A 12,424-nucleotide genomic window follows, 5' to 3' on the forward strand; every position below is an offset into this window, starting at 1 on the left:
ACCATGACCACCACAGGACCGCTCGCACTCGGCGAGGACTTCGTGCAGAACGCGCACGGTGTCGGAGCGACGCTGCGCGAGAGCGCACCGATCCGCCATGTCGTACTGCCCAGCGGCCTGCCCGTCTGGCTTGTCACCGGGTACGAGGAAGCCAGAGCCGTCGCGACCGACCCCAGATTCAGCAGCCAGCGCGTCTACGACCGGATGCACCGGATGGCGCTGGGCGAGGACGACGAGAGTCCTTTTTCCGACGACTTCGCGATGAACCTGCTCAACCTGGACCCGCCGGATCACACCCGGCTGCGCAAACTGGTCGCGAAGACCTTCACCGGCCGGGCCATCGCGCCGCTGCGGCCGCGGATCGAGCAGATCGCGGACGAGCTGCTCGACGCGATGACCGGTCGCGAGTCGGTGGAGTTGCTGGAGGCCTACGCCTACCCGCTGCCGATCCGGGTCATCACCGAACTGCTGGGTGTGCCGTTCGAGGACCGCGACGAGTTCACGTCGTGGTCCAAGACGATGGTCGACGGCGGCGCGACCGAGGCTGCGGGCGCGGCGACCATGCGGATGGCGGGCTACCTGCACGGACTGATCGCGGCCAAACGGGAGACTCCCGCCGACGATCTGCTCTCGCGGTTGGTGCACGCCAGTGAAGACGGCGACCGGCTGTCGCCGTCGGAGCTGATCGCGGTTTCGGTCGTGCTGCTCATCGGCGGTTTCGAAACCACGGTGAATCTGATCAGCGGCGGCGTCCTCAGCCTGTCCCGGTACCCCGACCAGCTCGCGCTGCTGCGGGCCGACCGGAGCTTGATGCCGAACGCGATCGAGGAGTTCCTGCGGCACGAGACGCCGAACATCCTGTCTTCGCCGCGGTACACCATCGAAGAGGTCGAGATCGCGGGAGTGGTGATCCCGGCCGGGGACTTCGCCATGGTGTCGTGGCTGGCGGCGAATCGCGACCCGGCCCGCTTCGCCGACCCCGACCGGCTCGACATCACCCGGCCGATGGGCGGGCACCTCGCTTTCGGCCACGGCCTGCACTTCTGCCTCGGCGCGCCCTTGGCCCGGCTGGAGGGCGAGATCGCCTTCGGACGCCTGCTGGACCGGTTCGCCGAGATCGAGGTGTTGTCCGCGGTGGACGATCTCCGCTGGCGCGACAGCACGGCCATGCACGGCCTCGAATCGTTGGTGCTGAGGCTACGATGACCACCGACTTCACCCCGTGGCCGGATGAGTTCGCCCGGCACTACCGTGCACGCGGATACTGGCGTGACCGTACGCTCGGCGCGTTGCTCGACGACGGCGCACGGAGGTGGCCGGCGCGGACGGCGGTCGTCGACGGCGACCGGCGCTGGTCTTATGCCGAGCTGAACGAAAAGGCGAACCGGCTGGCCTGTGGGCTCCGAACGCGGGGGATCGGACACGGCGACCGCGTGCTTGTGCATCTGCCCAACGTGGCCGAGTTCCTGTCGCTCGCGTTCGCGCTGTTTCGGATCGGAGCCGTTCCGGTGCTCGCCCTGCCATCGCATCGCCGGACCGAGATCATCCACCTCGCCAGGCTTTCGGCCCCTGCGGCGTACGTCGTTGCCTCCGAATCGCGGGATTTGGCGTATGCCGTCCCGGAGATCGAGCATGTGTTCGTCGTCGGAGACCCCGGCGAGTTCACCGCGCTGGACGACGTGGCGGCCGATGGTGATCCGGGCGACGGCCCGGGGCCGGGCTACATCGCGGTGTTGTTGCTGTCCGGCGGTACGACCGGGTTACCCAAGCTGATCCCGCGAACCCACAACGACTACGACTACAACCTGCGGGCGAGTGCCAAGCTGTGCGGTTTCAATGCGGACACCCGATACTTGGCCGCGCTGCCGATGGCGCACAACTTCCCGCTCGCCTGCCCCGGCGTCCTGGGGACGTTGTGGGCGGGCGGAACGGTCGTGCTGAGTGTGGACGCCGCCCCCGAATCGGTGTTTTCGCTGATCCAGGCCGAGCGTGTCACCACGACGGCGCTCGTGCCGCCGCTGGCGCTCGTGTGGCTGGACGCCGCGGAGGAGTCCGCAGAGGACCTGTCGAGCCTGGCGCTGCTCCAGGTCGGTGGGGCCCGGCTCAAGGCCGAAACCGCCCGGCGGGTCATTCCGGTGCTGGGCTGCGCGCTCCAGCAGGTCTACGGCATGGCTGAAGGCCTGCTGAACTACACGCGCTTCGGCGATCCGGACGCCATCGTCACCGACACCCAGGGCCGTCCGCTCAGCGCCGATGACGAGGTGCGGATCGTAACCGCCGACGGCGATCCGGTGCCTGCGGGCGAGGTGGGCGAGCTCCACGTCCGGGGCCCCTACACCATTCGCGGCTATTACCGTGCCGCCGAACACAATGCGGGCGCCTTCACCTCCGACGGCTACTACCGCAGTGGTGACCTCGTCCGCCGTCTGCCGACTGGGGAACTCGTCGTCGAGGGCCGGGTCAAGGACGTGATCAACCGCGGTGGAGACAAGATCCCCGTCGAAGAGGTGGAGAACCTGCTCCTGAGTCACCCCGCCGTGCACGACGTCGCGGTCGTCGGCCTTCCCGACGACGTGATGGGTGAACGAAGCTGTGCCTATGTCATCGCGCGTGGCACACCTCCCAGCCGCAAGGACCTCGTAGTGCACCTGACCCGACTCGGCGTCGCCGCCTTCAAGCTGCCGGACCGGGTCCGGTTCGTGGACGCTTTCCCCCGCACCGGCCTCGGCAAGATCGACCGCAACGCTCTGTCCACTTTGGAGACCAAGTCGTGACCAAGCAACAACTGCCTGCGCTGATCGCCGATCTCGTCGACATCCCCGCCGAGGCGATCGACGAGCACGAGAACCTGATCGAGCTCGGCCTGGACTCGATCACCATGATGCGGTTGGCAGGCAACTGGCGCAAAGCCGGGGTGAACGTCACGTTCGCCGATCTGGTCGCCACGCCCACGCTCGCCGCGTGGCGCGCCCTGCTGGCTGTCGAATCCGGACAGATCACCCGGCATACCAAGGAAATCGACGACTCCGCGACGTTCCCGCTGGCCCTTATGCAGCACGCCTACTGGGTCGGCCGCGCGCCGGGACAACGGCTGGGCGGTGTCGACGCGCACTTCTACCACGAGTTCGACGGCGCGGACGTCGATCCGGAACGGCTTGAGATCGCTGTCCGGGCACTGTTCGCCCGGCACGGGATGCTGCGCGTGGCGGTACTGGACGACGGAACCCAGCGGGTCCTCGCCGAGGCTCCGTGGCCGGGTCTCAAGGTCCACCCTTGGGTGGATCAGTCCACATTGGACGAACGACGGGCCGCGCTTTCGCACCGAAGGATGGACATCGCCTCCGGTGAGGTCTTCGATGTCCAGCTGTCCCTGCTGCCGGAAGGCCGTACGCGGGTACACGTCAGCCTGGACATGATCGCCGCGGACGCGTTGAGCCTGCGTGTGCTGCTCGCTGATCTGGCCCGCGCCTACGAAGGTGAGGCGCTGCCCCCGCTGGGCTACAGCTACCCGCGGTATCTGGCCGAGCGCGGGAGCGATGACCAGGGCGACGCGCGCGAGTATTGGGCCGAAAGGTTGCCCACGCTTCCCGGAGCGCCTCAGCTTCCGGCCTCCGACGTCGGCGGCGAGCCCACCGTGGTACGGCATCACCGATGGCTGGGACCCGAATCCGTGAGAGCGCTCGAGCGCTCGGCCCGTCGTCACGGGCTCACCACCGCGATGGCGTTGGCGGCGGCCTTCGCCGAGACACTGACGGCCTGGAGCGCCGAACCGCGTTTCCTGCTCAATCTCCCCCTGTTCGACCGCCAGCCGCTGCACGACGAGGTGGACTGTCTGGTCGGCGACTTCACCTCGTCGGTGCTCCTTGAGTGGGATGGAGCCGCGCCCGGCTCGTTCGCCGACCGGGCGTCGTTGTTGCAGCAGCGGTTCCACGCCGACGTGGCCCACACCGGCTACTCCGGTGTCGAGGTGCTGCGCGACCTATCCCGTCTGCACGGCGAACAAGTGCTCGCGCCGGTCGTCTACACCAGCGCACTCGGCCTTGACGAACTGTTCGCCCCCGAGGTTACCGACACCTTCGGCGAGGCGGCCTGGATCATCTCCCAGGGGCCGCAGGTGTGGCTCGACGCGCAGGTGACCGAACTCGGCGGCGGTCTGCTGATCAACTGGGACATCCGTGAAGACGCCTTCATTCCCGGCGTACCGGACGCGATGTTCGCCGCCTACAGCGCACTGCTCGACCGGCTCATCGAGAACGAAGACGCCTGGACGGGTACCACGGACCTGATCCCGCGAGCACAACTGCGCGTACGCGCCGAGGTCAACGACACGTCGGTCGTCAGACACCCACGGTGTTTGCACGACAGGTTCTTCTCCAACGCCGCCGCATATCCCGACGCGCCGGCCGTGCTCTCCGACGGAGGGAGCATCACCTATGGCGACCTCGCCGCGCGTGCTCTCCGGCTCGCTGGCCACCTGACCGCGAAGGGGATAGGTCCAGGAGACCTGGTCGCGGTGTCGCTGCCCAAGGGGCCGGATCAGGTGATCGCGGTGCTCGGTGTGCTCGCCACGGGCGCCGCGTACTTGCCGATAGGCGTGGATCAACCGGCCGCGCGCCGCGAACGAATCCTGGCGAACGCCGACGTGAGCCTGCTTCTGGACGACCTCACCCCGTCGGACGGGGCACAACCGCTCGCTGAACCTGTGAGCGCTGACGCTTCCTCTCTCGCCTACGTCATCTACACGTCGGGATCGACCGGCGAGCCGAAGGGTGTGGAGATCACCCACACCGCCGCAGTCAACACTGTCGACGACCTCAACCATCGCTTCGGTATCGGGCCACAGGACCGGACACTGGCGCTGTCGGCGCTGGAGTTCGATTTGTCGGTATATGACCTCTTCGGTCCGCTGTCGGCAGGCGGTGCGGTGGTGTGTGTTCGCGATTCCGGGCGCCGTGACGCCTCCGGGTGGGTCGACCTGCTGGTGCGGCACCGGGCCACTGTGCTCAATTGCGTCCCCGCGCTCCTCGACATGGTGCTGACTGTCGCGCAAGAGCCCATGCCACTGCGCGTGGTGCTGCTCGGTGGTGACCGGGTCACCACCGACCTGCCCGCTCGGCTCGCCGAACACGCGCCCGACTGCCGTTTCATCGGGCTGGGTGGGACCACCGAGACGGCGATCCATTCCACGGTGTGCGAGGTCGGCACCGTCGATCCACAATGGACCTGCGTGCCGTACGGCACACCGCTGGGCAACGTCCGGTGCCGAGTGGTCGATACTCTCGGCCGCGACCGCCCGGACTGGGTGCCAGGAGAGTTGTGGATAGGCGGGGCGGGCGTGGCGCGCGGCTACCGGGGCGATCCCGTGCGCACACAGGAGAAGTTCGTCGAGTTCTCCGGCGTGCGCTGGTATCGGACCGGTGACCGCGCGAGGTACACGCCCGACGGAGGACTGGACTTTCTCGGCCGCGACGACCACCAAGTGAAGATCCGCGGCCACCGGGTCGAACTCGGCGAGGTCGAGGCGGCACTGACCGCGCATCCCGGCGTCACCGCCGCCGTGGCGGTCGTGACAGCGGGTCGCAGGCTGGCCGTCGCCGTGACCGGGGCCGTGGACACGCTGGTGCTGAAGGACTTCGTGACAGACCTGTTGCCGGCGCCGATGCGGCCTGACGTCATCTCGGCGTTTGCGTCCCTGCCGCTGACCGCGAACGGCAAGATCGATCGAGCACTGTTGTCGCGCACCCTGGACGACCGGCGCGATGAAGCCGTGGTGGTCGCGGCACCCGCCGGTGAGGTCGAACGGCTGGTCGCGGCAGCGTGGTCGGACGTGTTGCGGTGCGGGGAAGTCGGTCGTGAGCAAGACTTCTTCACGCTCGGTGGTGACTCTCTGCTGGCGACCAAGGTGATCGGCAGACTGCGGGCCGCCGGAGTGTCCGGCGTGTCGCTGAGCGACCTTTTCGCCCGTCCGGTGCTGTCCGATTTAGCCGTCGGACTCACGCTGTCCGACAGCGAAGGTATGCCTGCGGCTCTTGCCACCGACCCGGCGAACCGGTATGAACCGTTCCCGCCGACCGAAGTCCAGCGCGCGTATTGGCTCGGCCGGGACGAGGGCTTCACCCTCGGAGGCGTCGGTTGCCACTTCTATCGCGAGTACGACGTGGACGATCTCGACCTGCCTCGGTTGGAGGCGGCGATCAACCGGCTCGTCCGGCGGCACGAGATGTTGCGTGCCGTTTTCGATGAGCGCGGCGATCAGCGGGTGCTACCCGAGGTGCCGTGGTTCCAGGTGGAACTGATCGGCGGTGGGTTCGATGAACTTCGCGCCACCACCTCGCACACCGTGTTCGACCCGGCGGTGTGGCCGCTGTTCACCGTGCGCGCCGCCCGGGCCGGCCGCCGGACCAGGCTGGCGGTCGGGATGGACAACCTGGTGCTCGACGCCCTGAGCATCCTGGTCTTCTACGCGGAACTGGCGTCGCTGTACCAGGATCCGGACATCGAACTCCCGCCGATCGGGGTGTCGTTTCGTGACTACGTGCTCGGCGTCGAGCGCGCGGGGCTGGACCGGGCTGAGGCCTACTGGACCGGGCTGCTGCCGGACCTGCCGCCCGCACCGCGGCTGCCGCTGGCGAAGGACCCCGCGGACGTGGCGGTTCCCCGGTTCGAGCGGCGTTCGGCGACGATCGAAGCGGCGCGGTGGCGCGTGATCGTGGACCGGGCCAGAGAACAGGGGCTGACGCCGTCCGCCGTACTGCTGACCGCGTTCGCCGAGGTGCTCGGTCTCTGGAGTGCGCGGGCGGACCTGACACTGAACGTCACCCTTTTCGATCGCAAGGAAGTCCACCCTGACATCGACCGAGTACTCGGTGACTTCACCTCGTTGCTGTTGGTGGCCTGTCGGCCCACCCCGGACGGCGGGTGGCTCGACCGGGTGCGCCAGGTCCAGGAGGAGTTGTGGGGTGCGCTCGACCACCGTGACGTCTCGGCCGTATGGGTGATGCGCGAGCTGGCTCGGACCAATGGAGACCCGAACACGACCATGCCGGTCGTGTTCACCAGCGCGCTGGGTGTCTCGGCGGACCCACCCGAGGGCAGCACCCTGTTCGCCGACAACGTCTGGGGTGTCTCCCAAACACCACAGGTGTGGCTCGATCACCAGGTCACCGAGGTCGAGGGCGGTGTCCGGCTGAATTGGGACGCGGTGGAGGAGCTGTTCCCGCTCGGCCTGCTGGATGACATGTTCGAGGCATACCTGTCCCTGGTGGACTGGCTCGCTACGGCTTCGTGGCGAGCACACGTCCCTGATCTGCTGCCCGCCCGGCAGTACGACGTCCGCGCCGTGGTGAACGAGACCGGCGGCGTCGTCCCCGAAGGTGCGTTGCACAGCGACTTCTTCCGGCTGGCCGCCGAGCGGCCGGACCGGGTGGCGGTCGTCGGCGCGCTGACCTACGGCGAGCTTGCCGACCGTGCGCTCCGGCTGGCGGCTGTGCTCGGCGAGCGAGGTGCGGCACCCGGTGACACCGTTGCCATTTCGCTGCCGAAGGGGCCTGGCCAGCTCGTGGCGGTGCTCGGAGTACTGGCCGCCGGGTGCACTTATGTGCCTATCGGTGTCGACCAGCCTCCAGCTCGTCAGGCCCGGATGCGCGGTCTCGCGGGAGCCGATCTGGTCGTCACAGAGGATTTGCTCGCCGTGGCGGCCGACCCGCTGCCCACGTGTCTTCCACCCGCGGACCTGGCTTATGTGATCTTCACGTCGGGCTCGACCGGTGAGCCCAAGGGAGTCGAGACGACCCATCGCGCTGCACTGAACACGGTCGCCGATATCAATGAGCGCTTCGCAATCGGCCCCGGCGACCGGCTGCTGGCGGTGTCCGCACTCGACTTCGACCTGTCCGTGTATGACATCTTCGGCCCGCTGTCGGTCGGCGGAGCCGTTGTCACGATCGGCGAAGACGATCGCCGCGATGCACACCGCTGGCACGACCTGGTCACCACACACGGCGTCACGGTCTGGAATACCGTCCCGGCACTACTCGACATGCTCCTTGTCGCCACCACAGGGCGGCTGCCGTTACGAGTCGTGCTGGTGTCCGGCGACTGGGTCGGCCTCAACCTGCCGGGCAGCCTGGCCACGGCCGCCCCGACCTGCCGGTTCATCGCGCTGGGCGGAGCGACGGAGGCGGCGATCTGGTCCAACTTCACCGAGGTCGACCATGTCGACCCCGCGTGGATCTCCATCCCTTATGGCACCCCTCTGCGTAACCAGCGGTTCCGCGTCGTGGACGATCTCGGCCGCGATTGCCCAGATTGGAGCACTGGCGAACTCTGGATCGGCGGTGAAGGTGTTGCGCGCGGCTATCGGAGCGCGCCTGAGCAAACAGCCGCTCAATTCGTCGAAGGCCCGTCGAGTGACCGCTGGTACCGCACTGGAGACCTCGGCCGCTACTGGCCGGATGGCACTCTGGAGTTTCTCGGACGGGCCGACCAGCAGGTGAAGATCCGCGGCCACCGCATCGAGCTCGGCGAGATCGAAGCGGCGCTCGAGGCCGCGCCGGGCGTCGTCCGCGCGGCGGTCGCCGTGACCGCGGATCGCCGCCTGATCGCGGCTGCGGTGGCCGAGACTTCCAGTGAGCTGATCCGGTCTCACACGGCGACACTGCTTCCCGCTCACATGCTCCCGGAGCAGGTCGCCGTGGTGGAAACCTTGCCACTCACCGGCAACGGCAAAGTCGACCGCGCCGCGATCGCGGCCCTTGCCCGACCGGCAGACCATGCCGGCTCAACCGCGCCAACGGGAGCGGCGGAGACGGCGGTCGCGGGCATATGGGCCGATCTGCTCGGACTCGACCACATCGGCCGCGAACAGAACTTCTTCACCCTCGGTGGGGACAGTCTGCGTGCCACCAAACTCATCTCGATGCTGCGCGGCAGGTTCGGCGTCACTCTGTCACTTTCCGCCCTGTACGCGGCGCCGACGATCGAAGCCGTCGCGCGCACCGTGTCAGCTCGGATCGCGATCGACGAGGAGATGGAAGAAGGAATCGTCTATTGAGGGGTAAGGCAGGCCTGATACGTTTTTGACCGTCCACAAGGGACAACATGTGGGAGAATGGCTCCCATATCGGGTGGCTTGCACGATTCCGCAAGAGCCGGGGGCGTGTCCTCCTCCCATAGGCGGACCGTCGTCGACGGGCCTGTTTGAGAATGGTTTCCGAGAAGAAACCCGTTCCCGTAAATCCCCGTCCGACTGCTGTTGAGCTTGCTTGGCAACCGAGCGTTCCTGAGAGGTAAGGCAAAAGCGTCGGTTCCGTGGGCGGAGTCGCGGTGGGCTGATGGATCCCTTCGTCGAGTCTGATGCGACAACGGGGGCCCTGGTCGGCACCCACCCTGACCCGCACGCCACGTTTGCCTTACCCCTCAAAATAAGAGCAGGCGTGGCCCTTGCGGAGGGCATGGCTCCGCGACGCATGGCGCCATGCCCTTTCGGTCATCCTCCTCGGGTCATCAAGGACATTTGCTCGGCGGGCAGGGCGAGACCGGAGGGAAACATGTCTACAATCGCTTCATCAGGTGTCGTCGAGGCTTCCGCTGCCGCACCAATGGTCAATGAAGAAGATCATCGAAGGAGTACTTGTGCCGTTACCCGCTCCCGACTTCGAACGGCTTTTCGCCCCGGGAACACGTCACACGCTGCCCCACGGCGACGTCGCCACCGTACGGCTGCTGCAGGACGCCTCGCTATGGCTGCCATCCGGGCGGGTCGTCGCCGGTGAGCCGTGCGGGTTTGACGATGCCGATGACGGATTCTTCGTCCAGCAAGTGTCGCCGGGCGAGTACCCGCTGCTACTGGTGATCGCCATGTTCGCCAAACGGAACCAGTCGACCGCGCACGAGATGATCGCGGCGGCCCGGCTGGTGATCCGGGACGAGCCCGTCGCATCCTGGGAGATGGCCGCGTGCGAAGGGGACGACGTCTTCGATCTGGGCGACGACGAGTACTTCGGTTACCCGGTCGACGGCGGCGTCGGCGGCTTCGTGGACGCGGCGAACATCGCGACGCTGCGCGCGAGCGACGATTACAGCGACCAGCTGCTATCCAACCTGGACATCCATGTCATCCACGAGACCGATCGCACCGCGCCTGCCACGCTAGCCGACGACGAGGGCCGGCCCCTTGTGGTGGCGTTCTCCTCGGGTAACGGGGACGGGCACTACCCAACCTGGGTCGGGCGCACCGCCGACGGTGAGGTGGCTTGTTTCCTGACCGACTTCCTCATCCTGACCGACAACGGAGACGACGAGCTGCCCTCAGGTGACACTGATGGTTCCCCGCTTAGCGACCTCGCGCAGGAACATGAGGTGCGGGCCAGGTAGACGCAGTGCCGGCTGGCTCTCACCTCTCCGTCCGGGCGGCACCACGCTCGTCCACCAAAACGATGGACACTCGTGCTCTGCGACAACGAGGGCCGAAGTGCCGTGTGGTCCGGCACTCAAGGGCGCAGCGCCACCCATTGCGAGCTGCGGACGTGCTCTGGAGTCGATAGACCGCTCTCGGGGCGTCGGCCACGCTGCAGCCCGGCCGCTGTCTTCGGCAGCCCCTGGGCCCGGCTCACACTACGGCACGCGCCGGGCCGTCCGCAGGTGGAGATCGTGAGGTACGGAGAGACCGCCATCGGGTTCACCAGATGATCACGCTCGCCCCAAGTGCCAGGAAAATCACTCCCGAAAGCAGATCGAACGGCCGTTTCATCCGGTCGTAGACACGGCGGACCGGGCCGAAGGAGAAGGTCAGCGCCAGAACGGAATGCCAGCACAGCGATGCCGCGGCGATCGCGACCACCACGGCTACCCGAATTCCCGGCGCGGTCGTCGAAGGGAGCAAAGCCGTGAGAACGCTCCCGAAGAAGATCATCGCCTTGGGGTTCGTCGTGATCGTCAACAGGCCACGAGTGTACGACTGCTTCCACGTGCTCACCGCCAAACCAGGTTGCGCCTCAGTCGTCTTCCGGAGACTCCACAGGATCTTCGCACCGAGATACGCGAGGTAGAGAGCGCACACCAGACGCAGCGCGTGATCGAACCGATCCCATCTGCCGAGCAGGACGGTCGCGCCGAGCACTCCGGCACCCGCCAACAGTGCACTGCCGGTCGCGACGCCGAGGGCGGCGAACAAGGCAGCGCGCCGAGAATGCGTAGAGGCGGTGTGAGCAACATAGAAAAAGTTCGGTCCCGGGGTGACCGCGGCCGCGAGATAGACCCCGACAATGGTGAACAGCGTACCAAGAGACGACAAGATTTGCCTTTCGATCAGTTGGCCACGGCTCTGGTCTGAAGATCACCGGCCGGCAGGTCACGAATGGCTGCCGCCAGCCGCGTCACGCCTTCGGACAACCGCCCGCAATCGAGAGGGGCATAGGAGAGCCGAAGGGCGGTTTCTCCGCCTTCGAGCATGAACTCGGGCCCGGCCATGACCGCGACACCGTGTGTCGTCGCACTTCGCGCCAATGCTCGGACATTCACCCCCGGGATCTCCACCCAGACGTAGAAGCCTCCGCCAGGCCTGGTGCACCGCGCGCCCGGCAACTCCTTGGTGATCGCATCGACGAGAGTGTCGCGGCGACAGCGCAATGACCCACGTACTTTCGTCAACCATTCCTCCGACCGCCCCGAGACGCAGTAATGATAAATGATCGCCTGGCTGAACACGCCAGGTGAAACGTAGGAAAGATTCGCAATGCGGCTGATTCCCTCGATCACGCTCTCCGGAGCGATGATGTATCCACATCGAAGACCTGGCGCGATCGTCTTGGAGAAAGACGACAGATAGATCACTTTGCTCGCGAAGTTGAACTCGCGAATCGCAGGTGGCACGTTTCCTGCGAAGACGAGGTCACGGTAGGGGTCGTCCTCGACGAGGAAGAAGTCATGCTTCGCGGCCATCTCCGCGAACTTCATGCGATCCGTCGCGGACATCAGGCACCCGGTGGGATTCTGGAAGTTCGGAGTCACTACCGCGAGCGCGGGCCGCCAATCGAGGCCCAATCGAGCCTGCACGGCTGCTGGATCCATCCCAGCGGCACTCACCGGAATTCCGCGTAAGTGGACGTCACGCGAGCGGAGCGAGGCCAACGTATAATGAAAAGTCGGCACTTCGATCAAAGCCTCCGCGCCGGGGCGGAGAAGCAGATCGAAAATGAGGTCGAGCGCTTGCATCGATCCGTTGGTGATCAGTACCTGCTCGGCCGGCACGCCATGGCGCTTGGCCAGCCACTCGCGCAGCGGCGTATATCCACAAGGTGAGCTATAGCCCAGTGCTCGTTCAGGATCGTTCGCGAGTACGGCTCGAGATGCTTCGGTGATACCTTCTACATCGACAAGATCGAGAGACGGATTTCCTCGCTCGAATGAGATTACGCCTGACACG

The 12,424-nt window shown here is 66.6% G+C and carries 6 protein-coding genes; 4 read left to right on the forward strand and 2 right to left on the reverse strand.

Translation table 11 applies throughout. The annotated features are described in order from the left end of the window. Positions 1-3 precede the first annotated feature (3 nt). The 4 genes from MJQ72_RS19550 to MJQ72_RS19565 all read left to right on the forward strand — a co-directional run bounded on the left by MJQ72_RS19550 (position 4) and on the right by MJQ72_RS19565 (position 10,374). Positions 4-1,206 (forward strand): cytochrome P450, encoded by a 1,203-nt coding sequence (locus MJQ72_RS19550; RefSeq protein WP_240600799.1) that lies wholly within the window; start codon positions 4-6, stop codon positions 1,204-1,206. Further along, positions 1,203-2,774: a (2,3-dihydroxybenzoyl)adenylate synthase gene (locus MJQ72_RS19555; protein ID WP_240600800.1), complete on the forward strand. Its 1,572-nt coding sequence runs from the start codon at positions 1,203-1,205 to the stop codon at positions 2,772-2,774. The genes MJQ72_RS19550 and MJQ72_RS19555 overlap by 4 nt, the downstream gene beginning before the upstream one ends. Continuing rightward, positions 2,771-9,052: a non-ribosomal peptide synthetase gene (locus tag MJQ72_RS19560; protein ID WP_240600801.1), complete on the forward strand. Its 6,282-nt coding sequence runs from the start codon at positions 2,771-2,773 to the stop codon at positions 9,050-9,052. Before MJQ72_RS19555 ends, MJQ72_RS19560 begins: the two co-directional genes overlap by 4 nt. A gap of 554 nt (positions 9,053-9,606) precedes the next feature. After that, entirely contained in the window at positions 9,607-10,374 is a 768-nt protein-coding gene (locus MJQ72_RS19565; protein WP_240600802.1) for a DUF4241 domain-containing protein, read from the forward strand. 304 nt (positions 10,375-10,678) lie between these two features. Here the strand turns inward: MJQ72_RS19565 and MJQ72_RS19570 are convergent, their stop codons facing one another. Together MJQ72_RS19570 and MJQ72_RS19575 are read right to left on the reverse strand one after the other, a co-directional pair. Continuing rightward, positions 10,679-11,293, reverse strand: a complete 615-nt coding sequence (locus MJQ72_RS19570; protein ID WP_240600803.1) for a LysE family translocator — start codon at positions 11,291-11,293, stop codon at positions 10,679-10,681. A gap of 14 nt (positions 11,294-11,307) precedes the next feature. Next, the gene (locus tag MJQ72_RS19575) at positions 11,308-12,423 is read right to left on the reverse strand and encodes a PLP-dependent aminotransferase family protein (protein WP_240600804.1); all 1,116 of its coding nucleotides are present in this window, start codon (positions 12,421-12,423) and stop codon (positions 11,308-11,310) included. Position 12,424: the final 1 nt, after the last annotated feature.

It is taken from the genome of Amycolatopsis sp. EV170708-02-1 (assembly GCF_022479115.1).
Lineage (GTDB): Bacteria > Actinomycetota > Actinomycetes > Mycobacteriales > Pseudonocardiaceae > Amycolatopsis.

Coding starts and splice junctions, on each gene's coding strand:
- MJQ72_RS19555 (WP_240600800.1), top strand. CDS start 1,203: ATGACCACCGACTTCACCCCGTGGCCGGATGAGTTCGCCCGGCACTAC.
- MJQ72_RS19550 (WP_240600799.1), top strand. CDS start 4: ATGACCACCACAGGACCGCTCGCACTCGGCGAGGACTTCGTGCAGAAC.
- MJQ72_RS19565 (WP_240600802.1), top strand. CDS start 9,607: ATGAAGAAGATCATCGAAGGAGTACTTGTGCCGTTACCCGCTCCCGAC.